The sequence below is a fragment of the Hwanghaeella grinnelliae genome (genome assembly GCF_004005845.1).
In the GTDB taxonomy this organism is placed as follows: domain Bacteria; phylum Pseudomonadota; class Alphaproteobacteria; order UBA8366; family Aestuariispiraceae; genus Hwanghaeella; species Hwanghaeella grinnelliae.
On the sequence record NZ_SADE01000001.1, the window covers coordinates 2,002,254 to 2,025,386 of the forward strand.

Below are 23,133 nucleotides of genomic sequence, written 5' to 3' on the forward strand. Positions count from 1 at the left end.
TTCGCACCTCAAAACATACCCCCTCCTCGCTTGACGATCAGGCAGCAACCGGCAACCCTGATGCACGGTATCCTCCCGCCTTTTCCTGCGAGTTTCATCCATGACAAGTACGACAAAGCCGCAGCACTCAGAAGAAGGGCTCGCGGCGCTCGCTGACCGGGTTCGGCAAGACCTGGACACTCTTTCTTTTCCTTTCAAACCTTGGATGCCGGAGCCGGTTCAAACCCCAGGCACGCAGTCTTATGACGTCGTCATTGTCGGCGCGGGCCAAGCCGGCCTGTCTATCGCTATCGGTCTGATCCGGGAAAACGCAGGCAAAGTTCTGGTGATCGATCAGGCGCCGGAAGGAAAAGAAGGGCCATGGACGACGTTCGCGCGAATGCCGACCCTGCGCTCGCCAAAATACCTGACCGGGCCGGATTGGGGCATTCCCTCCCTCACCTTCCGTTCTTGGTTTCTTGCCCAATGGGGCCAGTCCGCCTGGGACGGTTTGGACAAGATACCGAATACGCAATGGCAGGATTATTTAACCTGGCTGCGTGTGGTGACCGGCATCCCGATATGGAACGACTGCAGACTCGCCTCTATTACGCCGAACGGGCTCGGCTATGCCCTAGCCGTGGATCACACCGGCGCGCCCATGACGCTCAATGCGCGAAAGGTTGTCTTGTGCACAGGCATCCAAGGCGGCGGGGACTGGCACATTCCTAGCATCGTGCAATCGAATTTGCCAAAAGGCGCCTACGCTCATGCATCTGAGAACGCGATTGATTTCGCTTCCCTCTCAGGGAAGCGTGTCGCGGTATTGGGGGCGGGTGCATCCGCATTCGATCAGGCGGCAACCGCATTGGAAGCGGGCGCGCAATCGGTACATCTTCTGACCCGGCGAAACCAATTGCACCGTGTGCAAACGTACAAACACCTGGAACAGTCGGGGTTCCTCGGCGGATTTCATCGCCTGCCCGACGAATGGCGATGGCGGTTCATGAATTATATCCTGACCCTGCGCGAACCCCCGCCGCGGGAAACCGTTGCGCGCGTCACACGACACGCCAATTTCACATTGGTTACAAAAGCTTCCTTGGACGACATATCCCTTCGGGACGGAATCGTCGCGATTGAAACGCCGAAAGGGCGTATCGAAGCGGATTTCCTGATTTGTGGGACCGGCTTCACGGTCGATCTTGCCCTTAGGCCGGAACTTTCTTCTTTCCATGAGAAAATCGCCAATTGGGGGGATCGATACGCCCCGCCGGCGGACGAGCAGAACACCGCGTTGGAGAAATATCCCTATCTGGGCCCTGGGTTCGAATTCACTGAAAAGGAACCGGGCACAGCACCCTACCTGGTAAACCTCCACCTGTTCACATTCGGATCAACGTTATCCCAGGGCTTCAGCGGTGGGGGAATGAACGGCTTGAAATACGCTCTACCGCGCCTGCTGGACGGCATCGTAAGCAGCCTTTACGCCCAGGACGCGGCCCACCATTTCGCAGCGCTGAAGGAATACGATACACCTGAATTCGATTTGGACGACATCAAGACCCTCTGACCGCCTCGTGCCCGCCTCAATCAGCATCGACGGCGGACGCAAAAGCCGCATCGATGAACCGTAAGCCCCGGTCCAACTCGCGCCGCCACAATTTCCAGGAGTGATTGCCGTCGGTCACACGCAGTTCCGCCGGGATTCCTATCGCCCGCAAACGCAGGAAGGTGAGGAACGCCCCCTCATACAGGGTAAAATAATCATCGTCCCCAACGGTTAGCAGGATTTTTGGGCTGATATCGGCGTGAACCAGCCGGGGAAGAAAAGCGAACACGTTCTCCCGGTTGAAATTCGCCGCGCGGAAGGGGGTTCCGAAAGCCCCGCGGAACAACTTGATCTGCGTTTCGGATACCGGATCGTCCGGCAAGGCGTCGTCCACGATCGCACCACTGAAACTGACCGCCGCGGCAAAACGGTTCGGATGTTTCACCGCAAAGCGGATCGCCCCGAACCCGCCCATGGAAAGGCCCGCCATGGCCCGCGCAGCGCGACTGTTATCAGCCTTATAGCGCGTTTCAATATGACCGATCAGGTCGTCAAGGATCGCGGTTTCAAATGCGCCCGGTCCCCCATACGCCGTTGAATCGATATACCAACTGTCTTCCCCATCCGGCATGACGATGATCATCGGTCTGATATCGCCCGACGCGATCAGCCTGTCCGCAGTTCGTCCCGCGCCGCCGACATTAGGCCAGTCCAACTCGCTACCGCCCAGACCGTGAAGAAGATAGACGACCGGGTATGGGCCACCCTTGTCGTATCCATCCGGCAAATAAATCGAATAGGCCATTTGTCGGCCTAGTGCGTCGCTTTGGAACAATAGAGATTCGTGTAATTTGGAGCCGTCAGCCCAACCCGGCTGCGACGACCACAGCAACAACAGAACCGTCACGGCAAAGCGGCATAGGCTTGCATGGATTCGGTTTCCCATGCGGGGCCGTGCCCCCTATTCCGCCGGCACCGGACGGGCGCCCTGACTAAAATCGGTTTGAGGCTTGTCCCCGGCTTTACCTTGGACAGATTCGAAAACCGACGCTTTGCCGACCCGATGCGCACTTGCCTGGGCCGAGTTCACATGCCGGTCCACGGCGCGCCAGGGCTGCGTCTTATACCAGCCGATGAAATAGGCAACGCCGACCAATATTCCCATACCGCCCAAATTCACCAGGGTCAGTTGCCACCCGTCCCGGCCGATCACATCCAGGATCATGCCGGCGATGCGGCTGAGGAACATCGACACCACGAAGGTAACAAGCGCCTGCTGTCCGACTTTACGGATCGGGTTAAAGATCGGCGCGTAGAGGAAGCTTTCCCGCCCTTTCAGCATTGCGACCGCAAGATAGGCGAGTGCCATGAAGTGGATGTACCGGCCAAAGCCGAAATCCGTCTTGCCCAGCAATCCCAGATCCAAACCGATATAGGCTCCGCTGTCCGACAGAACGTCATACAGCACCATGACTTCCGGAAAAGCCTTCCAGGCCGCACGGTTCCACACCAAGAATCCCAATACCACAATCGCCAGGGCGGTTATGACCAACGGCCTCGTAACCGGCGGTGCCGTGATCCACTTTCTGCTGAGTGCGAAACCGGTGAAGAACAGTAATTGCCAACCCAAAGGATTAAAAAACCAGACCAATTCGTCGTTGAAAGGTGCTGCGGGTAGGTCCCATTGCTGATTGAACTGAAGGACGTAAAGGCCAAGGACGAACGCTATCGCCAAGCCGGTATGCACCCGCTGCGCCAAGACGACCAACGGCATCATCAACAGCACGCCAATATACATCGGCATGATGTCGAAATAATTCGGCACATAAGTCAGCGTGAAAAGTCCGACGAGCTGCTGTCCGGGATTCTCAAAGAACGGGTTCAGGGCCAGACTGCTGACGTAATCTTCCTCGACCGCATAGAGGTTCGCCACATAGACCGCAACGGCGATTGAGAGGAACATCATGATATGGGCGATATAGAGGGTGAAAACGCGATAAACGACCCGGGCTGTTCCCATCCAGAATCCAGCGCGGATGAATGTGCCGCCGAAGGCAATGGCAGCCGCGAAGCCCGAGCAGAAAACGAACATTTCCGTCGCGTCACTCGGCCCGAAACGGGCGGGAATAAAATTGGCCCAATGGTTCCAGGGCACATGGGCAATAAAAATGATCAGCATCGCGATGCCCCGGAAGAAATCCAGGCGCGGATCGCGAATGCGACGTACCGGATGATGGGCCGCTTCGGTCTGCTGCCCGCCGGACGAATGATGCTCGCCGCTGTTCATCTGACCCCGCATCCTTCCAATTGGGTATCGGCCCGGGATTTGTCCGTACGCACATCATAAAAAAGTGCGACAAGCGACCCGGAATATCCACACGCTTTCTACTGTGTTTGCCGGAAAACCCTAGCAAAACCAACTAAAAGAGCGTCACGAATTTGTGACAAGACGTGTCTGCCTTCGCCTTACTTTTGCCGCTTTTATGCCGGATATATGGCAGGATACGATCGCGGCGTCCGGGCCGGATATTCGATGAAAAGGGTGTAACCGGACCAGCCGACGATCGATGATAGATCGTATTGGATAGGAACTCTTTCAAGCCGGCAATGACGCCTCGTTCCCGGTTAGTTGATCCTGAATGGCCATTTGGGGGTTGTATGTTGAACCGTCGCGATTTTGCGAAAAGCTTGGCCCTGGCGGGCACGGGCAGCTTTTTGCTGCCTGGCCTGGCCGGAATGGCCATGGCTGCCCCGCGTACCGGGGCAGCGGTTCGTGATTTCGACACATTGAAGATCGTCGCCCAGCGCCTTGCCGCGGCGCCTTACGACCCACCACACGTCACCACATCAGCTTACCTACGCGAATTAACGCCGGACCAGTTCCAGCAAATCCGATTCCGACCCGACCGTGCGCTTTGGCATGATGGCTCGGATTTCGAAGTGCACTACCAGAAGCCCGGCGTATATGCGAACGACCTTGTCGAATTGACCGAGCTGGCTGCCGGGAACGCGCACGCGATACGGTACGACCTGTCTGATTTCGACCTGTCCGGCCTGCCCGCCTTGCCGAAGGGCGCTGCGCGGGAAGACGCCTTGCATGCGGGTGGTTTCGCCGGTTTCAAGGTCCTCTACCCCCTGCACGAGGAACACCATTGGAAGGACGAGTTGATCGTCTTTCGCGGCGCCAGTTATTTCCGCTTTCTTGGACGGCATCAGCAATACGGGCTGTCCGCCCGTGGAATCGCGATCGACACGGCAATACCACGCCAAGAGGAATTCCCCGATTTCCGCGCCTTCTGGTTGGAACGGCCAAATCCCGGCGACCGGCAGCTGCGGGTACTCGCGCTGCTCGACGGGCCGAGTGTTTGCGGAGCATACAGGTTCACCATCACACCGGATGACGAAACGGTGGTCGAGGTCGAGGCGGAACTAACCCTTCGCAACACCGTCGAAAAGCTTGGATATGCTCCGCTTACAAGCATGTATCTGTATGGTGACGCGGAGCGCGCCACACAGACCGGTGCCGCTGGCATGAAGATCCATGACTCGGACGGTCTGTGCATGCGACTGGCCGACGGGCAAACCATTTGGCGCCCCCTGACCCGCCGTCGTGGTGTTACCGTTACCCAGCATTTCGCCGAAAACCCGCAAGGGTTCGGACTGCTTCAGCGGGAAAAAGATCCCGACGTCTTTGCGTCGCCGGACAAGCGCTATCATATGCGTCCGGGCTATTGGGTTGAACCGGTGATCCCGTTCGGAAAAGGCCACGTACAATTAGTGGAAATCGAGAGCATCGACGTCGATTTCGACAATATTGCCGCTTTTTGGGTGCCTGAAGACATGCCAGTCCCCGGCCAGCCATTCCAGCTGCATTACCGCATCACCTCGGTGAACGAAAATCCGCCTATGTCCCAATCGATGGGGTATGCCCAATCGAGCCGCATGAGCGCACTGGACACAGGGAAAGAACGGCCCTATTTGAGGGCCGCCGTGCAGTTCCGGGGGGTGCCGCAAGGCGAACTCGACGAAGCCTCGGCACGGGTTTCCAGTCCACATGGAACGGTGACGGACACTGTTCTGAAACGCCGTTCAGACGGTACCGTCGAATTGACTTTTGACCTGCAAAGCCAAAACGCCGAGCGGGCTGAAATTTTTGCTTGGCTGGAACGTGATGGCCAGCCCTTTACTGAAACATGGAGTTATCTGTGGACGGTGTAGCCCCTCTCGCTCGACGTCTTGTTTTCGCTGTACCCGTTTTGTCCATGACAGCGGCAGCGGTCACATTCATGTATCAAGTTCTGTGCCCCATGGGCATGACGCCGGCTGAATGGGGCATGCTTGTCTTGTTCTCGCTGTCCTTTGTTTGGATCGCGATTTGGTTCTGGAACTCGATGCTCGGTTTTATCATTCAAGCCTTCAGCCCGAATCCGGGCGAGGCATCCTCGCCAATCCTCGCCAATTTGGATCGCGGCGCACCGGTCCGGGCAAAAACGGCGATCGTGATGCCGATCTACAACGAAGAGCCCGAACGCGCGTGCCGCCGTCTTCAAGCTACATTCCGGTCGATCGAACAGACCGGGTACTTGGACCGGTTCGAGTTTTTTCTGCTCAGCGATACCACCGACCTATCCATCGCCGATGAAGAACGTCAGTGCCATGCGCATTTGTCGGAACTGCTCGGCACCGGAAAGATCCATTACCGCCGCCGGGAAAAGAACACGGGGCGTAAGGCCGGAAATATCGCGGAATTTGGCCAGCGCTGGGGCAAGGACTTCGACTTCATGGTCGTGCTCGACGCCGATAGCGTCATGTCCGGTGGATTGATCGCCGACCTGGTTCGCATGATGCAAGAAAACCCGGATGCGGGTATCATCCAGACGGTTGCCCGCCCCATTCTGTCCGAAACGTTATTCGGCCGCCTGCAACAATTCGGCGGTCGTGCCACAGCGGAAATCGTCAATACCGGGGTTGGCTTCTGGCAGATGGGCGACGGCAATTACTACGGCCATAATGCAATTATCCGCACCGCCCCCTTCTTTGAAAGTTGCGACCTGCCGATATTGAAGGGCAAGGGGCCTCTATCCGGCGAAATTATGAGCCACGACTTCGTCGAGGCCGCCTATATTCGCCGCGCAGGGTACAAGGTTTGGAACGTTCCGGTCGGGGAAGGCAGCTACGAAGAAATTCCCCCGACCTTGCTCGACTACGTCAAACGGGATCGCCGCTGGTGTCAGGGAAATCTGCAGCATTCACGCGTCCTGATCGAAAAAGGCTTGTCGCCGTTGAGCCGTTTCCACATGGCATCCGGCATCATGTCCTATGTCGCCTCCCCGCTCTGGTTTTTGTTCCTGCTGGCAAGCGTCGTGAACCTGCTGGACCAGAGCAATCCGAACCTTGCCTATCACGGTCCAGGATCGGGATTGTTCACGCTGGTACCGGGCGACTGGAATGTCATGGCCATCACACTTTTCTGTACAATCATGGCCATGCTGATCCTGCCGAAGTTTCTCGGTACTTTCCTGCTTGCTCTGAACGCACGGGAAAGGGCCCGTTTCGGCGGTGCAGTGGGACTGTTTGCGAGCGGTCTGGCCGAGACCGCGATGTCGGTCATCATGGCGCCGGTGATGATGGTTTTTCAGACCGGTTTCGTCGTGTCGATCCTACTTGGTGTATCGGTTAAATGGGATCGTCAGGCCCGCAACGGGCATAGCGTGGCCATAGCTGAAGCCCTGCGGCGGCATGCCACCAACCTTGTCTTTGGCGGCGCCCTTCTAGCCCTGGTGCTAACCCTCGCCCCGCAATCGCTGCTTTGGTTCTTACCGCTGATTGTCGGCCCCCTGCTATCGCCGCTGATTACAACGGTTACCAGCAGCCGGCGGTTGGGAAATGCCTTCGCCCGGTTTGGATTGCTGATGACGCCTGAGGAAACTGCGCCGTCCATAGAAATTGCGCCGCTCCGCAAGCCTGATCCCGCCTGGGCCAATATCATTGGGCGCGCAGGGGCAGGACCTATCTCGGTCGCGGCAGTTGGGACTGCGGCAACCTGATCCGGACAGTACCGCCTAGCGTTCTGTTTCAGGCCGCTTGAACAACCCATTCATGAGATCGATCATGACAAGACGGAATTCCTCGTCCTGCGCCGCCGTTTCCACACGCACCCAACCGTGTGCCTCAGCAAGGCGCTGACCGCCACGGCAAAGGACAGAAACGATCTTCAGTTCTTTTTCACCGCGCACGCCTTCCGGCACCGTGCCGCCGCAGAGCGACGAACCGCTGACACCCGACCCCGCACCCATCATATGGATGACGCGAACTGCGCTTTTTGCAGCTCCATGGTTTGCCGTAAAAATGTTCTTGGTTCGCTGATTGGCGGCATCGTTCATCAAATCGAGGGTGATGCTTTCATACCCGCTGGCCGATGCAATCGCGCGCGGCAGTATTTGAACCAGGATCGGTCCTTTCTGCGCGGCTTCGGGCAGATACCGCATGGTCCCGTTGTTATCGACATACATTTCGACCACGCGCGGAGTCGCTTCGTCGCATGCACTCAACAATCCCGCTATTCCAATCACCACCAAGAAGGCACGCAACGGTTTGACCGTCATAGGTTCGCTCCTTTGCTTATACTTCCCCGTCTATTTGGGGATTTCACTCTCCAAGTCACGGGAATTCTGTTCAGCCCGCCGGACCGAGTCGGAAAGGATTTCGCGCATACGAGGCGCCAGAAACCGGGTCGCCGTTTGCCGATCGCCGTTCGGCAAATGGCGCAGGACCGTGTAGGACAATTGCAGCATGCTGGTGATCGATCCCGCGAAGCTTGCCTGAATAGCCCCCATGGCATCCATCCGCGTGGCGGATAAGCCATCCTCGATCATCGGATAAAGCCCATCTATCAGCCCGTCCAAATCCAAATCAGGCCGCCGCAATAAATCTTCCACACCGGTCCACCACTGCAAAAGCGCCTGTCGGTAGGCCAGAAGCTTGGTTCGACAGAGTTCCGGATCGGGATCCGCTGCTGCGCCCAGTTTGGCCAAGACACTGTCCACGGCGGCCGTCGCTTCACTTCCCGCAAAACTCAAACCCACCGGATCAATCGGGTCCGCCCCCGCGATCCGAACACCATCGCTGCAATTATGAAAATTCGTTCCATCATAGGCTCGGATCAAACGTTCGAACCCTGTCCGGGTCAGTTGGAACTGGCGGCTTGTGAAAACCGTGCCGCCTCGATTGCCGGGCGCTTCGATCTCAAGCCCGTCCATGCCCCGGCCGGTCTTCCAGAATTCGTCCTCGACCAGATTATAGGCCGACTTCTCACTATGATGGACGTCGCGCGCACGGGAACCGAGATCTATTCCAAACAGGTAAATATCGCGCACCCCCAAGGCGATCGCCGCCCGGCATGCCAGATTAGCCACTGTAGGGCCTGACAATCCGATCACCTGTTCGGGCCTAGCGAACAAGCGGCTTCCCGCATTGCTGTCCCGGAAATAGAAAATGCGATTGGGAAAGAAAGCGCTGGTTCGCGGGGACACTGTCCAGGATGCCAGTAGCGTTATCTTCGACAGATCATGGTCGCGGGTCAGCAATCCCAACCCTTCGTCGATCGTCACCGTGTTCTCGATTTCACAATGCAGGTCGGGCGTAACCCCATGGTTCAGCGCCACGCCAAGCCCCGTTCCGGCGCTGATGACAACCGCCCCATCCCGCTGAAGCCGCGCCACCTGGTCCATCGATTTGTCCGCGCTTGGGCCGCTACCGACGACAAGGACCGGCGGTATTGGGCCCTTCGATGGAGGTTGATCCACCAATAGACGCGCCGGTCCCGCCAGATGATGCTGAACCGTATGGGTAAGCATTCGGATTTCGTCTTCGAAGAAACCCTTGGCCATTTCCAGGATTGGTCCTCTTTCCTGGATCTGCCGAATGACGTCCGGCAGCGGCGCTACATCGTAGTGCTGGAACATATAGGCGCCGTCGATACGGATGTAATTGGGCCCGCGCAGCGCCGTTTGAACCTGCTCGGCCAAGGTCTGTGAATCCTGCCCGATGCAGAACCAGATCCGACCGCCCCGCCGGTTCAATTCATCCGCCAGCGCCTTCCAGTCCACAATGTGCAAGCTGTGCCGCAGGAACTCCGGAAACGGGTCGACCACGACGAGGTCTCTGATGGCTAGTGCGTCGACCAACATCGGCAGGTGAAGGCCAAGTCCCAGACCGAAGCAAACAAGGTGCCCGGCATCCTTTTCGGGGAACCATTCAAGACTTTGGCCGTCCACATGGTCCAGCAGCGCTTCAGCAAAACGGGCCGCGATGAACTCGCCCTGTTCATGCAACTTCGCGGCAAGGCGTTTGGATTCGAGGGGACGCGGCGTGAACCGGCCATCCCGTCCGAACTGGTCCTCCTCGAACAGGAAATTAGAGGCCGCGAAACTGATGCGCCGGACAGGATTGGCAAGAAACTCAGAAACCTGCGGGTCGACATACGCCGACGCCCCAGACGGATAGAGCAATCGACCGCCAAGGTCGATATTCCATCCTTCCTCCGGTCCACCAACAAGCGAACTGGCCGTTCGCTGGTCATCCGCCAACCACGCAAACAAATCCGGCGGCAATATGGGCCGCATTGCCGCCAGATTGGCTCGTTTGTCAGGTAGACGTGTCATGAACAGACTATCCGACGAGTCTGCCCATCAGGTCTAACCGGGAAACCGTGTTATCTGCGTCACGCGACCTGACGTTCGGTATCTTCGCGCTTCTGACCAAGTGACTCGCCCGCTTCAAGAATACCGGTCCAGGTGTTGTCATCCAATGGGATGCCCTCCTGGCCACGTTTTACGCGCGCGGCGCGTTCCGGGTCGCCGGCAACCAGCACCGGTTTGGCCGGATCCTGCGGGGTCGCCGATTTCACATAGTCGATCGTCGCCTGCAATTCCCGCGAGAACGTGTCGGAGGAGATCAGCTTGTTCGGATCGAAGACAATGCCGAGCATATTGTTGATGATGCCGTCCATACGCTCCCGGGCCGGCTGAATCGTCTGTCCGCCGCTCATCATACCGCCGAGCAATTCGCACATCAGCGCCAAGCCCGACCCCTTATGCTCGCCGAAAGGCAGCAACGCACCGCGCAATTCGGGGAACATGACGCCAGGATCGGTGGTCGGCACACCATCGGGGTCGAGTAGATTGCCCTCTTCCATCTGAACGCGCTTGTTGTAAGCGACGCGCACTTTTCCCAGCGCCAATTTACTGGTCGCCATGTCGAGCACGATTGGGTCCTGCTTTCCGGCCCCCGGCACCGCGATGCAGACCGGGTTTGTGATGAAACGCGCCTCTCCGCCGCCGAAAGGCGCGACACTGGGACGATGATCCGAGACATTGACGAAATGGATCGACACCATGCCTTCGGCAATCGCCTGTTCGCCATAGGAACCAACCCGGCCTATATGGAAGGCGTTGGCCAACGTATAGAGAGCGACGCCGGTTTCCTTCGCCCGCGCGATCGCCCCGGCGGTCGCTTCCTTCGCGACGCGCTGGCCGAACCCCTTCTTGGCATCGTATTGCAAGATGGCGCCGGCATCGTTCACGCAGGAAACCGCCGTGTTCGGGACAACCAGCCCTCTATGGAAACAATCGATGTATTTCGGAATCATACCCACGCCGTGGCTGTCATGGCCGGACAAGTTCGCCATCACCAGATGATCGGCGACGATGTCGGCTTCTTCGGCAGTGCTGCCGGTCAGCCGCACAATTCCGGAAATGGTAGATTTCAGTTTATCAGCCTGAAATGTCGGCACGGTTTTTCTCCCACTCAATCAAACGATTATAGGTTCTTCATACGATAGTCGCGGATAACGTCCGGATCCGGTTCCATACCCAGTCCGGGCCCATCCGGCACGCGGAAACAGCCATTAGCGTCCGGCTCGATCAGGTCACCATACAGGCATGCCTCAACGGTCAGGAAGAACCGCTCGGCCCAACCATCTGGCACAACGGATGCCAGCAAATGCAAAGTCGCCAGATAGCCGGTCCCGAAATAAGGTGAATGCGGCATGACCGTCACGCCGAATTGCTTGGCCTGTTCGATGGTCTTCAGAAATTCGGTGATACCGCCCACCTTGGTGACGCTGGGTTGCGCATATGTTACCGCGCCAGCCTGGAACATCTTTCGGAATTCCATTGCCGTGCAGGCATTTTCACCGGCCGCCAGGGGTACACCGGTCAGCTTTTGAAGTTTGGCCAGACCTTCGAAATCTTCCGGCGGAAAAAGCGGTTCTTCAATCCAATACGGATCGTAGGCCTTCATCTCCTCAATCACCTGGGCCGCTTCCTCAAACTGCCAGGGACAATTCGTATCGACCGTGATGGGGATATCCGGGCCGGCGACCTCGCGCGCGGCTTTCAAGGGCGGGACCGATACCTCATGCAATTTCAGCACACGGTAACCTTGGTCCAGCGCCGCCTGCGCGCGGTCGCCCACGATATCGGCGTCACCGTACCGGAACAAACTGGCATAGCCCTCGATCAATGACCGGGACCGGCCGCCCAAAAGTTCGAAAACCGGCTTACCGGCCGCCTTGCCGGCAATGTCCCATAAGGCGATATCCAAACCGCTCAAGGCAAAAACCGTGATGCCGTACCGACCCCAAAGGTGCATGCCCTTTTGAAGGTCCAAATTGATTGCGCCGATATCAGACGCATCGCGGTCAATGACCGTCGGGGCGATCATGTCTTCGACAACCGCCTTAAGCGGGCGAATGCAGTTATAGCTGAACGCCTCGCCCCACCCGACAAGGCCGCTCTGGGTCTCCACGCGGATCAGCAAAACAGAGAGCTTTTGCCATTTATTCCCGGCCCATCCTTTGGACGTCCCGCCGTCTTTTCCGAAGGGACTGAAAGGAATTTCGAGAGGTATCGCCTCGACGCTTTTGATCCGCATGACGCCGCCCCCTGTGTATTTTCTGAAAAACTTCGTTGATGGCGGCGCTATTGAAAGGGGTTGCGAAACACTCCACAAGCTATGTTTCGTTCAACAAAGCCGGTCCTGCGCGTCACCGCCCTTTCCCAGGAATTTTCCAGGAATCACGTTCATGTCAGCGTCCGCAGAAACATCCGCCGCATCCCGCTGGGACATCGTGACGGTCGCCATGATGGTCGGGATCCTGGCCGGGATGCAAATCGGCAAAGTGGCGCCCGCCCTGCCCGTGCTTCGAACGGATTTGGACCTGGACCTGGTTACGGCGGGTTGGGTTGCGTCTCTCTTCACTTTGGCTGGCGCCTGCGGCGGAGCTTTAATCGGCGCTTCCGCGGACCGTATCGGACCCCGCCGCGCCGCTCGGTTCAGCTTGCTCATGCTGGCCATCGGGTCGCTTTGGGGTGGATTTTCCAGCAGCCTGATCGAAATCATGTTGAGCCGGTCGGTCGAAAGCCTGGGCTTTATCGGCACGGCGGTGTCCTGTCCGCGACTGATCGTCGGCGCGGTTGCCCCGAAGGACCGAAACCTCGCCCTCGGCATCTGGGGCACCTTCGTGCCCGGCGGGATGACCATCGCCATGCTGATGGCGCCCATTGCGATGCCTGCGATCGGATGGCGCGGCATATGGATCCTAAACGGTTGCCTGGCCCTTGCCATGATCGGCGTCCTGGCTTGGAAAACCCGCAACGCCAGTTGGACACCGCCCGATGCCGCTGCCGCACCCATCCCACCCCTTCAAGGGTTGATGCGCTGTGTCAGTCAGGTCGGTCCCTGGCTGCTGGCGCTGACCTTCTTCGCCTATTCCATGCAGTACCTGTCGGTCACCGCCTGGATGCCAAGCTTCCTGATCGATGCGCGCGGTCTGGAATACGAAACCGCCAACTATTTCGCGGCCATCGTGGTGGCGGCCAATATGATCGGTAATGTGCTGGCCGGCATTTTACTGGCCCGTGGGATGACGCGGCAGACCGTTCTTCTGGCAGCCTTTATCGGCATGGCGATTTGCGCGGCGGGACTCTATGGCCCCTGGTTGGAGACCGGCCCGCGCATCGTTTCCGCCTTCCTGTTCAGCGCTATCGGCGGGTTGATACCCGGCGCCTTGATGGCCGCGACACCGGTTCATGCACCGGCAACAAATCTCGTCGGTGTTGTGAACGGATTGATGATGCAGGGGTCGAATATCGGTGCATTGACAGGCCCGCCCCTGATTGCCGGTATCGTTACCCTCAGCGGCGGCTGGCATGGCGCCACGTGGCATGCGCTGATCTTCTGTGTCGTGGGATCGCTGGGGGCGCTTCTGCTCGGTTGGCGCGAACGCAAAACCGCCCGCTTTGATACGCATCAAGCGTAAGTTGAGGACCGGACGCGAAAAAGGGGCCAAAAGGCCCCCTGTTCATACGGTCATATGGTCCGGATTACTTATGTCGGAAAGTAATACGGCCCTTGGTCAGATCGTAAGGGGTCATTTCCACATCGACCTTGTCGCCGACCATGACGCGGATCCGGAACTTACGCATCTTGCCCGCAGTATGGGCGATGATTTCATGGTCGTTTTCCAGCTTCACGCGGAACATCGCGTTCGGAAGCTTTTCAACGACGGTACCGGCAAGCTCGATCAGGTCTTCTTTAGACATTCGTTACCCAGAAAATTGTTTCATTCATGAAATCGAAGGAGCGGAAGCCCGGTCGATCGCCCGGTTCCGTCCGGAATCTCCAGCGGAGACCCGGGTGTATGGGCCAATTGGCCGAATTATGCAAGATGCAGCGTATGTTGGAATGACTCAAAAGATCTGTGAAAGATGATTGCAGTCGCCATTTTTCCAAAAACGATTACCCCCACCCTAGCCACGCCGGGACCAATCCGCCTCCGCCGCCGCCAAGTATTTCGGATTGCTCATTGACGTCCTGGCGCGGACATCCCGTATCAAGGCATCGTGTAAGGCCCGTGCGGCAGCCCCTTCATCGTATTTACCCGCCCGGATCAACTGGCAAAGCTCTTCCGCTCTGGCTTCGGGTTGAACATCGTTGTCCACGAACTGGGCCAAGGCCGCCGATTGCTGCTGTTCCAGCCGAGGCAGGAAATCGATTTCCCGTATCGATGTCTGAATCGCTGCAATCGCCATCAACACGGTCAGCCGCTGTTCTTCGGGAACATTGGGCAATATTTCCGCCTTCAGTTCGGCAGCGACCGTGTCCAAAAGGTCCTTTGTCCCAGGCGTATCGGGTATCATTCTGCTCTCTCGCTCCCAGCCATGCCGCGCTCAATGCACCGCATCGACAAGCCCAATTTCCGGCGGTGTCATGCGCAGGATTTCGTATTCGACTTCGGCCGGGCGACGCCCAGTCAAAACGATATCCAGCGTCCGCTCGCCCCCTTTCAAGAATCGATGCCCCTGTTGAACCGCGATGACGGCCCAACGGATATGGGCGAAGACCTCCCAGAAATAGACGCGTTTGGGATCAACCTTGCACCCCGATACCCGTTCATATCCGCGATAAAAGGCCGCGCGGGACCCTATCCCACCGGCTGGCTTGTCGCGCTGCCCGAACCGCCAGCACATGGCACAAAACCAACCGATATCCTCATGCGGCTCACCCCAACCGGCAAACTCCCAATCCAGAATTCCGGTCAGGCCCTGGCCGTCGACCATGTAATTTCCGGTACGGAAATCATGATGCAGCAGCACCATCTCTTCCGCCGGAAGTCGATTGATCTCCAGCCAGCGCAATCCCCATTCTAGCGCACTGCGCGGCTCACCCAGCGCATCAAGATGTCGCCGGAACTCATTGAGGGAATCCACTTCTTCCGGTGCAGGCAGAAACTCAAACGTGTGGCTCGACGGTGTGATCGAATGGATGCGGGCCATCTCTTCGCCCAAACGTTCAGCCAGTGCCTCCCGATCCCCGCCGATATCAGGATCACGCGTCACCCGCTGCCCCAAGGCGGTACCGCCGATCCGGCGCATCACCACAAAGGGTTTACCGATGACGGAAACATCTTCGCAGCACAGAAGCGGTTCCGGAACCGCCACCCCCGCTGCATAGGCCGCGGAAAGCAGGTGGAACTCGTCCGCGCGGCTATGGCTGACCGCGACACCGGACGGCGCATCGGTCCGCACTACGGTTTCCAGGAAACCCGCGCGTTCCCCGCCTTCGATGTGAAGATCGACAAGCCAGTTTTCCTGAATAGCCCCGCCGCTAAGTTTGCGGCAGTCGCCGACCGATACACTCTCTGCGCCAAAGGACGCACGCACGAAGTCACCCAGGGCCGTTCGGCCCTGTTCTCCGGTCAAATCCCGGTCACTAACACCCTTGCCGGTCAATCGTTACACGCCCCAACGCCAGAAATCCTGCCGTTCGGCAGTGTAGAAACGGTTCAGCACCATGCTGTGCACTTCGGAAGCCCCATCGACGAGGCGCGCCTGGCGGGCATAGCGGTAGATCCATTCCAGGACCGTGTCCTTGCTATAGCCGCGAGCGCCATTCAACTGTAACGCCGTGTCGACGGCTTGGTGCAGCGTGTCGGCGACCTGGATTTTCGCCATGGAGACTTCCTTGCGGGCCTTGTCGCCCTGGTCCAGTTTCCAGGCGGCCTTCATGGTCAACATCCGGCCGATTTCGATATCCATCGCCGCCTTGCCCATCATCAGCTGCACACTCTCACGGTCAGCCAACTTGATGCCGAAACCTTCCCGGCGTTCGATATATTCCTGCGCGATCTCCAGCGAGCGCTTGGCGAGCCCCAGCCAGCGCATGCAATGGGTCAGACGTGCCGTGCCAAGGCGGATCTGCGTCAGCTTCAAGCCGTCGCCAACTTCCATGATCCGGTCTGCATCGTCGATTTCCAGCCCATCGAACTCGATCTCGCAATGCCCGCCATGTTCTTCCGGTCCCATGATCTCGATCCGGCGGATGATCTTCCAACCCGGCTGGTCCTTGTGGAACATGAAGGCCGTCAGGCCCTTGCGCGGATCGTCGGAGGTTTTAGCCATCAGGATGAAATGGGTCGCGACTTCCGCACCCGTGATGAACCATTTCTTGCCGGTGACGATCCATTTATCGCCCTTCTTCTCCGCCTTGGTGCGGATCATGCTGGGATCCGACCCGCCGCCCGGGTGCGGTTCGGTCATGACGAAGGAAGAACGAATCTTGCCGTCGATGATCGGCTGCAACCATTTGTCTTTCTGGTCTTCCCGGGCGACCTTGTTCAGCACGAACATATTGCCATCGTCGGGCGCGGCCGCGTTGAAACACACCGGCCCGAAGATCGAACGATTCATTTCCTCGTAGCAGGCCGCCATGCCCTGTGTGTTAAGCCCAAGACCACCGCGTTCCTTCGGCATCTGGGGTGACCACAGACCCGCTTCCTTGGCCTTCGCCTTCATCCCCTCCAACGCGTCATGGGCGATGTTCTCATGCGCGTCATAGGCGCTCCGGTCGCTTTCGAGCGGAATGATGTGCTGGTCCACGAAGGCGCGATAGCGCTTGCGCAGGTAGTCGACCTCCGGCGTCAGGATAAAGTCCATAGTCTCACTCCCATAAGCTTTTCTAAAATGTTAAAAATAACACCTAACTATTTGCTGTAAGGCGCATTTTCAGAGAGCTTATCAAGATCGAAGAAGGAGGTGGCGGAGAGGATCTTATTCTCCATATTGATCAGCAACGGGGTCGCCGCTTTCAAATAGACAGCCCATTCGGGATCGGCCCCCATCTTGGCACGGCGGGCGGCCCGGTCCGCAAGGTCATCGAACGCCCACATATGAACCACCTGGTTCAACGGACCGATATCCATGGACGTGTACCAGCCCACCATCCTTTCCAGCGTACGCAGTTGAACCGGCAGACCCTTTTCCTGATAGATGGCCAGGAAATCGTTCAGCTTGCCCGGATGGCAGGTATAGGTGCGGTGATCGACGATCATGGTCTTTACTCCCTCAATTTCAGTTCGTTTCGTTTGTTGTCAAAAAAAGCCTCACGGCACCGATAGGACATGGCCGCCATCGACCGTGATCAGCGATCCCGTCATGTAGGCGGATGCATCGCTGGCCAGCAACAACAGCGGTCCGTCCAAATCATGTTCCTCACCGAACCGCCGCATCGGCACGCCCTTGCGCATTTTGTCCCCGCCCTCCCCGGTCAGGAAGTCACGGTTGATCTCGGTAATGATATAGCCCGGCGCGATCGCATTGACCCGAATGCCGTAACGGGACCATTCCAATGCCATCGCCTTGGTTGCCTGGACAAGGCCGGCCTTTGCCGCGGCATAGGAAACCAGCTGCTTCAGCACTCGTTCCGCCAGGATCGACGCGATATTGATAATGCTGCCGCCGCCGCTCTCGGCCATGTGCTTGGCAACCGTCTGCGCGACGAAAAAGGCGCCCTTCAAGTTGGTGTCGAGGACAAAGTCCCAGTTTTCCTCCGTATGCTCCATGGCGGGTTCAGTCACGGCGACACCGGCATTGTTCACAAGGATATCGATCTTGCCCGTCAATTCGACGGCGTGGCTCACGGCCTCCGCAATCGAGGTCATATCGACAACGTCCAGTGCGACGACATAGGCGGTGCGACCCAACCCTTCAATTTCCTTGGCCAAGGATTCCAGTCGGTCGGTCCGGCGGGCGGCGAGCACCACGTCCGCACCGGCCCGTGCCATCGTCATGGCGAAGCGTTTGCCCAGGCCGCTGCTGGCGCCGGTCACAAGGGCCACTTTGCCCGCCAGTGAAAATGTGCTGCCGATCTCGCCGGTATCCGGCATTTGAGCCTCCCCGCTTGTTTCCTGAACGCTGATTCATTTTTCGCTGAAAGGATATGCCCTATTCGCCCTAATGGGCAAAGCGCATCGCCATGATTCCCACCGCCTTGCGGTAAAAGGTTTCGTTCCGCCGCGGCTGGTTTGAAAAGATCGACGTCGCCGGAATTTGCTCTAACCTGACCGCAATGAAGCCAAATCAACAAAGGAGAATGAAAGATGTCCATCACCCGCTACCAGACCGGCGCACGGATGAGCCAAGCCGTGGTCTATAACGGCGTCTGCTACACGGCCGGGCAAGTTGCCCTGGATGCCAAGGGCGCATCGGTCACCGATCAGACGAAGAATATCCTGGATCGGTTGGACACGCTGTTGGCGGAAGCCGGCACGGACAAGACGAAAATCCTGTCCGCGACGATCTGGCTATCCGACATTTCCACATTCAACGAGATGAATGCCGTTTGGGATGCCTGGGTGCCGGAAGGCCACGCACCATGCCGCGCCTGCGTCGAATCCAAACTCGCCGCACCGGATTTCACCGTCGAAATCGGTGTCATCGCCGCCGCGTAACCGTATATGGAAAAGGGCTGAGGGGGTTTCATGCGCATCGTGGTTATCGGCGCTGGGGTCGTTGGAACGACGCTGGCCTATGAACTGCTGAAGGACGGGCACGAAATCACCGTCCTAGAACGCAACGACAAACCGGCGGAAGGCACAAGCTATGCCAATGCCGGTTTGATCGCCCCCGGCCATTCCTTCACTTGGGCCTCCCCAAAAGCACCCAAGATACTTCTGAAGTCTCTTTATTCCGGGGGGCAGGCCCTTCGGTTCAAACCGTCGGCGGATCCCGACCTGTGGATCTGGATGCTGAGGTTCCTGGGCGAATGCACCGCGTCCGCCGCGGAGCGCAACACACTGATCAAGCATGCGCTGTGCGTGTATTCACAAAGCCAGTTGGAACGACTGACCGAGGAAACCGGCGTCGGGTATCACCATATCGACAAGGGTGTCCTGTATCTCTATCGCAACCCGGACAGTTTCGCCGCGGGGCGGGAACATATGAAGCTTCTGGCCGATGACGGCCAGCAGGTTCAAAACCTGAGCGGCGAGGAAGCCGCCGCGGTCGACCCCGCCCTGGAAGCATCGAAACATCTGATCGCAGGCGCGGTTTACTGCCCGACCGACGGCAGCGGCGATGCCCGTCTGTTTACCCGCAACCTCGCCGACTACGTCACCGGCAAGGGGGTCACGTTCAAATTCGGTACGGAAGTCCGCAAAGTCGTCACCACTGGCGGAAAGGCCACCGCCGTTGAAACGGATCAAGGCGCGTTCACCTCCGACGCCGTGGTCTTCTGCACCGGCGTGCTGGGGATGGACCTTTTGAAACAGCACGGGCTTGGCCTGCCGATTTATCCGGTCAAAGGCTATTCGATGACCGTGCCGCTGGATGTCGCTTCCCCCGCCGCCAACCGGGCACCGACCGTGGGCGGCGTCGACGAAGACAATCTGGTCGCCTATGCCCGGATCGGCGACCACATGCGCCTGACAGCGGTCGCGGAGTTTTCCGGCTATGGCCGCAGCTTCAACGACAAGGACTTCGACAGCATGCTGGCCTCGGCGCAATCACTGTTCCCCGGCGTTGGCGACTATGCCAAGGCGGAGAAATGGGCCGGCCTGCGCCCGATGACACCGACCGGCATCCCATACATGGACAAGACCAGGACGCGGGGCCTCTACGCCAGTGTCGGCCATGGACATATGGGTTGGACAATGGCGCCGGGTTCGGCCCGCCTGATGGCCGATCTGATTGGGGGCACAAAACCTGCCCTACCGATGGAGAATTTCGCCCTGCCGAATTGATGCCAGTTCTGGATTCGGTGCTATAGTGTGCGTGTTGAAGAAGGATTGAGCCATGCCAGACGCCGCCTTGGAACTCCGCCCCGTGATGCCGCCGGTCCGCAAGATGGACTACAAGGTGGGCAAGAAACTCGGCCACCGTGCCCGGATTGGGGCCGTGGTCCTAGCCAGCGACGAGACGATGGAATTCGAGTTCCGAACGGTGCTGAACAGCCTGGACGATGGTGTCGCGCTCTATCATGCGCGCATTGAGAATTCCCCGGAAATCACCCCCGAGACGCTCCGTGCCATGGAAGGCAAGATCGCGGGAACAGCGCGGCTCTTGCTACCACAGTCCCCGATGGACGTGGTTGCTTATGGCTGCACCTCGGCCTCCGTCGCGATCGGACCGGAACGCGTGTCGGAACTGCTGCTGGAAGCAGAACCGACGGCCAAGGTGACAAACCCCGCCACCGCGGCGGTAGAGGCCTTGCGGGCTATGGGCGTCCACCGGCTCGCGATCCTGACGCCGTACCAGGAGTCGGTGAACGTCTTCTTCGGGGAGTTCTTCGCCGATCAGGGATTCGAGATCGCCGCCTTCGGGTCGTTCCTGGAAGACAATGACGGCGCCGTCGCTGCCATCGACCCGGCCAGCGTGTCGGAAGCGGTGATCGAGCTCGGACGCGATCCGAATGTGGACGGGGTATTCGTCGCCTGCACCAGCACGCGGCTTTTGGAAATGGCCGCCGAAACGGAACGCAAACTGGGCAAGCCGGTCACCAGCAGCAACCACGCCATCATCTGGCACAGCCTGCGGCTGGGTGGCATCGACGACATAATGCCCCAGTTCGGGAAGCTCTATACGCTCTAACGGTCGCGCTGCCTTATCCACCAGAACCGGTTCGCGTCTGTCGTCCGTCTACTTTGTCGATGGGGAAATGAAGCGGTCTTCTGGAATTTCCGCCGTTGCTGTGATTTCTATCATCAAATTTTGGTCGTACAGCCGGTTGACCTCCACGGTCGTCGTGACGGGATAGGGCGGGCTGAAATAGGCTTGGCGGATTTCGCCGCAGGCCATGAAGGCCTCAATATCAGTCGTATGTTGGACCAGACTGACTATGTCCTCCATCCGGCCCCCAACATAGGCGAGAGTCTGTCGGATATTCTCAAGCGTTTGGCCTAGTTGGGCCGGCATGTCTTCGGCGCCAACGACATTGCCTGCCGGGTCGAGTGCCACCTGGCCTTTCAATCGCACGACGTGGCCCGCACCATGCACGACGCCCATCGAAAATGCCCCGAATGGCTGCCAAACTGCCGGCGGATTGAAGTATTCGGCCATATGTCCTGCCCTTGAAGCGCAATACCCAAACCCAAACGTGTTAGCTGGTGGGTCTTTCCTTATCCCGCAGGATATTTTTCATTTTCCGGTGCTTTACCTGACTTGCATCAGAAGTGCCGCTCAACTCATGTAAAGTCGTTCTAAAATACGACGAGCGAAGCTGGCCATCAAATAGGCCGAACTGGTGAAGAAACCGGGGCCCCAGAGCCACATGTTGCAGGCATAGACGTTCCTGGCTCCGCGCAATCGGAAGGTCTCCATATCGATATCGGCCCCGGGCATCTGTTCACCCGCCAGCTCATACCCCCGCATCAAGCCTGACCGGGCAAGATCGGCGGTGAGCGTGGATTGCCCTGGATCATGGACCATGCGGTTCACCCCGCCACTGGCGTCAATCACCACATCGGCGCGGTCTTCGCCGAACCGATGGCCGACACTGAACCCCGATCCATCGTCAGTCACCTGTGGCGGTTCCACGCCCGCCCGCACGGTCAGCACACCCGCCTCATGCAAGGCGAGCAGACGCTCTGCCGTCGGCACCGGGCATGGCGCACCGAAGGTCAGGAAGGCCGTTTCCATCTCAGCCCGGTAGCGCTTTTCCGCTTCCGGCGTCATCAGGCGCTCGGCGAATCCGTCCCAGATGTCCAATTGCGCGTCCGAGAACATGTCGACCAGGAAGTTGCCCGTGCCGCCGCCCCGCGCCCCGGTGATGTCGTCAGCCAGGATATCCCCTGCCCGCGCGTTCAGGGCATCTCCGTCATGACACTCGGCATAGGGGTCGACGATACGGTGCCAATCGATGTCGGCACCGTGCCGATCCGCTTCCGCCCTTATCATCCCGGCCAGGGCATCCAGCGAAAGTCCACCCTGCTCCCCCGCGACGCGGCGAAACTCAGCCAAGGTGAAATGCTTGCGGTTGATCGCCATGGGGCGAAGCGATTGCATCTTCTTTAAACGCCCGCCACGCGATCCCAGGACGACACGCCGATTATTCGGCCCCGGCACAAAGGAAAGGATTCCGTCAGCCCGCCGTTCGAAGGCACAACCCGTTCCCGGCGCGTAGAGCCGGTTGACGATGTCATAGGCGCTGAGCGAGGTGCCCAGCACATAGACCGCCGCATCCAGCGCGATCGCGTCGAGGTCTTTCGCGGACACGTGGGTCGGATAGAAGCCATGGGTATCGCCGACCAACGCGCCGAACCGGTCCAGGTCCGGGCATCTGCCGGTCGTCAACAGGACAGCATCCGCCGCGACCATGCCCCCCGGATAGGCGATTTCCACCCCGGCGCCGGTTTCCTTCAAGCCCGTGGCTTCCGCCGGGATCAAGTCCAGGTGGATCCCCTTGATCGCGGCAATGGTCCGGGCGGTCCGCACGACGTTTTCCAGGAATTCGCCGTACAAGGCGCGCGGCAAATGGCCTTTCTCGTCGATCTCTCCAGCCGCACCGGTATCGCGCAGCCAATTGATGAAGGCCTGTTTGTTCTCCGGCACCAGACACATCGTGTCGGTCGTATTGTTGATCAGGTAGTCCGGGCATTCGTCCGTTTTATAGGGATAGCCGGGTCCGAAAGTACCGGATGCCTCGAAAACCGTGATCCGTTTCACCGGATAGCGGTCGACAAGCTGAAACAGGGCGCTGGTCCCTGCGAACCCACAACCGATCAGGGCGATATGTTCTGGGCCCGGCATGGGCCGTTCTCCTAAACT

The 23,133-nt window shown here is 58.7% G+C and carries 21 protein-coding genes; 7 read left to right on the forward strand and 14 right to left on the reverse strand.

Annotated features, from left to right (window positions below; all coding sequences use genetic code 11):
* Positions 1-100: 100 nt before the first annotated feature.
* A complete protein-coding gene (locus EOI86_RS09280) occupies positions 101-1,552 on the forward strand; it encodes an NAD(P)-binding domain-containing protein (RefSeq protein WP_127764781.1) in 1,452 nt (483 codons plus the stop codon).
* 16 nt (positions 1,553-1,568) lie between these two features.
* Here the strand turns inward: EOI86_RS09280 and EOI86_RS09285 are convergent, their stop codons facing one another.
* Complete coding sequence (locus EOI86_RS09285) at positions 1,569-2,477, reverse strand: alpha/beta hydrolase (protein ID WP_127764782.1); 909 nt, start codon at positions 2,475-2,477, stop codon at positions 1,569-1,571.
* A 15-nt stretch (positions 2,478-2,492) separates the two neighbouring features.
* Positions 2,493-3,818, reverse strand: coding sequence for an OpgC family protein (locus tag EOI86_RS09290; protein WP_161973755.1), 1,326 nt, complete (start codon positions 3,816-3,818; stop codon positions 2,493-2,495).
* Between the two features lie 371 nt (positions 3,819-4,189).
* Between EOI86_RS09290 and EOI86_RS09295 the strand changes: the two genes are divergently transcribed.
* A complete protein-coding gene (locus EOI86_RS09295) occupies positions 4,190-5,749 on the forward strand; it encodes an OpgD/OpgG family glucan biosynthesis protein (protein WP_161973756.1) in 1,560 nt (519 codons plus the stop codon).
* The gene (gene mdoH / locus EOI86_RS09300; RefSeq protein WP_127764785.1) at positions 5,725-7,578 is read left to right on the forward strand and encodes a glucans biosynthesis glucosyltransferase MdoH; all 1,854 of its coding nucleotides are present in this window, start codon (positions 5,725-5,727) and stop codon (positions 7,576-7,578) included. Before EOI86_RS09295 ends, mdoH begins: the two co-directional genes overlap by 25 nt.
* A gap of 15 nt (positions 7,579-7,593) precedes the next feature.
* Here the strand turns inward: mdoH and EOI86_RS09305 are convergent, their stop codons facing one another.
* The 4 genes from EOI86_RS09305 to EOI86_RS09320 are packed head-to-tail and all read right to left on the reverse strand — an operon-like array spanning position 7,594 to position 12,466.
* Complete coding sequence (locus EOI86_RS09305; RefSeq protein WP_127764786.1) at positions 7,594-8,136, reverse strand: hypothetical protein; 543 nt, start codon at positions 8,134-8,136, stop codon at positions 7,594-7,596.
* Positions 8,137-8,166: 30 nt separating this feature from the next.
* Complete coding sequence (locus EOI86_RS09310; protein WP_127764787.1) at positions 8,167-10,194, reverse strand: motility associated factor glycosyltransferase family protein; 2,028 nt, start codon at positions 10,192-10,194, stop codon at positions 8,167-8,169.
* 59 nt (positions 10,195-10,253) lie between these two features.
* Positions 10,254-11,324, reverse strand: a complete 1,071-nt coding sequence (locus EOI86_RS09315) for a malate/lactate/ureidoglycolate dehydrogenase (protein ID WP_127764788.1) — start codon at positions 11,322-11,324, stop codon at positions 10,254-10,256.
* 26 nt (positions 11,325-11,350) lie between these two features.
* Positions 11,351-12,466, reverse strand: a complete 1,116-nt coding sequence (locus tag EOI86_RS09320; protein ID WP_127764789.1) for a mandelate racemase/muconate lactonizing enzyme family protein — start codon at positions 12,464-12,466, stop codon at positions 11,351-11,353.
* A 151-nt stretch (positions 12,467-12,617) separates the two neighbouring features.
* On the opposite strand from EOI86_RS09320, the gene EOI86_RS09325 reads away from it, so the two are divergent.
* On the forward strand, positions 12,618-13,853 hold the full coding sequence (locus EOI86_RS09325; RefSeq protein ID WP_161973758.1) for an MFS transporter: 1,236 nt from the start codon (positions 12,618-12,620) through the stop codon (positions 13,851-13,853).
* 64 nt (positions 13,854-13,917) lie between these two features.
* Here the strand turns inward: EOI86_RS09325 and infA are convergent, their stop codons facing one another.
* From infA to EOI86_RS09355, 6 genes are all read right to left on the reverse strand, one after another.
* Complete coding sequence (infA, locus tag EOI86_RS09330; RefSeq protein WP_127764791.1) at positions 13,918-14,136, reverse strand: translation initiation factor IF-1; 219 nt, start codon at positions 14,134-14,136, stop codon at positions 13,918-13,920.
* Between the two features lie 207 nt (positions 14,137-14,343).
* Positions 14,344-14,733, reverse strand: a complete 390-nt coding sequence (locus tag EOI86_RS09335; RefSeq protein WP_127764792.1) for a DUF6285 domain-containing protein — start codon at positions 14,731-14,733, stop codon at positions 14,344-14,346.
* A 30-nt stretch (positions 14,734-14,763) separates the two neighbouring features.
* Positions 14,764-15,825 carry a phosphotransferase family protein gene (locus tag EOI86_RS09340; RefSeq protein WP_240035601.1) on the reverse strand — a complete coding sequence of 354 codons (1,062 nt, stop codon included), beginning with the start codon at positions 15,823-15,825 and terminating at the stop codon, positions 14,764-14,766.
* Positions 15,826-15,828: 3 nt separating this feature from the next.
* Positions 15,829-17,028 carry an acyl-CoA dehydrogenase family protein gene (locus EOI86_RS09345; protein ID WP_127764793.1) on the reverse strand — a complete coding sequence of 400 codons (1,200 nt, stop codon included), beginning with the start codon at positions 17,026-17,028 and terminating at the stop codon, positions 15,829-15,831.
* Positions 17,029-17,075: 47 nt separating this feature from the next.
* Entirely contained in the window at positions 17,076-17,423 is a 348-nt protein-coding gene (locus EOI86_RS09350) for an NIPSNAP family protein (protein ID WP_127764794.1), read from the reverse strand.
* A 51-nt stretch (positions 17,424-17,474) separates the two neighbouring features.
* Entirely contained in the window at positions 17,475-18,257 is a 783-nt protein-coding gene (locus EOI86_RS09355) for a glucose 1-dehydrogenase (RefSeq protein WP_127764795.1), read from the reverse strand.
* 213 nt (positions 18,258-18,470) lie between these two features.
* Between EOI86_RS09355 and EOI86_RS09360 the strand changes: the two genes are divergently transcribed.
* Genes EOI86_RS09360 through EOI86_RS09370 form a run of 3 tightly spaced genes read left to right on the forward strand, consistent with a single transcriptional unit; the run spans position 18,471 to position 20,958 of the window.
* On the forward strand, positions 18,471-18,821 hold the full coding sequence (locus EOI86_RS09360) for a RidA family protein (RefSeq protein ID WP_127764796.1): 351 nt from the start codon (positions 18,471-18,473) through the stop codon (positions 18,819-18,821).
* A gap of 30 nt (positions 18,822-18,851) precedes the next feature.
* Positions 18,852-20,111: a D-amino acid dehydrogenase gene (locus tag EOI86_RS09365; RefSeq protein ID WP_127764797.1), complete on the forward strand. Its 1,260-nt coding sequence runs from the start codon at positions 18,852-18,854 to the stop codon at positions 20,109-20,111.
* A gap of 52 nt (positions 20,112-20,163) precedes the next feature.
* Positions 20,164-20,958 carry a maleate cis-trans isomerase family protein gene (locus EOI86_RS09370; protein ID WP_127764798.1) on the forward strand — a complete coding sequence of 265 codons (795 nt, stop codon included), beginning with the start codon at positions 20,164-20,166 and terminating at the stop codon, positions 20,956-20,958.
* Positions 20,959-21,006: 48 nt separating this feature from the next.
* Here the strand turns inward: EOI86_RS09370 and EOI86_RS09375 are convergent, their stop codons facing one another.
* Both EOI86_RS09375 and EOI86_RS09380 read right to left on the reverse strand, forming a co-directional pair.
* Positions 21,007-21,426 (reverse strand): RidA family protein, encoded by a 420-nt coding sequence (locus EOI86_RS09375; RefSeq protein WP_127764799.1) that lies wholly within the window; start codon positions 21,424-21,426, stop codon positions 21,007-21,009.
* A gap of 120 nt (positions 21,427-21,546) precedes the next feature.
* Positions 21,547-23,115: an FAD/NAD(P)-binding protein gene (locus EOI86_RS09380; protein WP_127764800.1), complete on the reverse strand. Its 1,569-nt coding sequence runs from the start codon at positions 23,113-23,115 to the stop codon at positions 21,547-21,549.
* Positions 23,116-23,133 lie beyond the last annotated feature (18 nt).

Bases quoted from the DNA above. Each gene is read 5' to 3' on its own strand.
- EOI86_RS09380 (WP_127764800.1), bottom strand. From the start codon at position 23,115: ATGCCGGGCCCAGAACATATCGCCCTGATCGGTTGTGGGTTCGCAGGG.
- EOI86_RS09360 (WP_127764796.1), top strand. From the start codon at position 18,471: ATGTCCATCACCCGCTACCAGACCGGCGCACGGATGAGCCAAGCCGTG.
- EOI86_RS09335 (WP_127764792.1), bottom strand. From the start codon at position 14,733: ATGATACCCGATACGCCTGGGACAAAGGACCTTTTGGACACGGTCGCT.
- EOI86_RS09365 (WP_127764797.1), top strand. From the start codon at position 18,852: ATGCGCATCGTGGTTATCGGCGCTGGGGTCGTTGGAACGACGCTGGCC.
- EOI86_RS09310 (WP_127764787.1), bottom strand. From the start codon at position 10,194: ATGACACGTCTACCTGACAAACGAGCCAATCTGGCGGCAATGCGGCCC.
- infA (WP_127764791.1), bottom strand. From the start codon at position 14,136: ATGTCTAAAGAAGACCTGATCGAGCTTGCCGGTACCGTCGTTGAAAAG.
- EOI86_RS09305 (WP_127764786.1), bottom strand. From the start codon at position 8,136: ATGACGGTCAAACCGTTGCGTGCCTTCTTGGTGGTGATTGGAATAGCG.
- EOI86_RS09320 (WP_127764789.1), bottom strand. From the start codon at position 12,466: ATGCGGATCAAAAGCGTCGAGGCGATACCTCTCGAAATTCCTTTCAGT.
- EOI86_RS09375 (WP_127764799.1), bottom strand. From the start codon at position 21,426: ATGGCCGAATACTTCAATCCGCCGGCAGTTTGGCAGCCATTCGGGGCA.
- EOI86_RS09325 (WP_161973758.1), top strand. From the start codon at position 12,618: ATGTCAGCGTCCGCAGAAACATCCGCCGCATCCCGCTGGGACATCGTG.
- EOI86_RS09285 (WP_127764782.1), bottom strand. From the start codon at position 2,477: ATGGGAAACCGAATCCATGCAAGCCTATGCCGCTTTGCCGTGACGGTT.
- EOI86_RS09280 (WP_127764781.1), top strand. From the start codon at position 101: ATGACAAGTACGACAAAGCCGCAGCACTCAGAAGAAGGGCTCGCGGCG.
- EOI86_RS09370 (WP_127764798.1), top strand. From the start codon at position 20,164: ATGCCAGACGCCGCCTTGGAACTCCGCCCCGTGATGCCGCCGGTCCGC.
- EOI86_RS09290 (WP_161973755.1), bottom strand. From the start codon at position 3,818: ATGAACAGCGGCGAGCATCATTCGTCCGGCGGGCAGCAGACCGAAGCG.
- EOI86_RS09350 (WP_127764794.1), bottom strand. From the start codon at position 17,423: ATGATCGTCGATCACCGCACCTATACCTGCCATCCGGGCAAGCTGAAC.
- EOI86_RS09355 (WP_127764795.1), bottom strand. From the start codon at position 18,257: ATGCCGGATACCGGCGAGATCGGCAGCACATTTTCACTGGCGGGCAAA.
- EOI86_RS09345 (WP_127764793.1), bottom strand. From the start codon at position 17,028: ATGGACTTTATCCTGACGCCGGAGGTCGACTACCTGCGCAAGCGCTAT.
- mdoH (WP_127764785.1), top strand. From the start codon at position 5,725: ATGGAGTTATCTGTGGACGGTGTAGCCCCTCTCGCTCGACGTCTTGTT.
- EOI86_RS09295 (WP_161973756.1), top strand. From the start codon at position 4,190: ATGTTGAACCGTCGCGATTTTGCGAAAAGCTTGGCCCTGGCGGGCACG.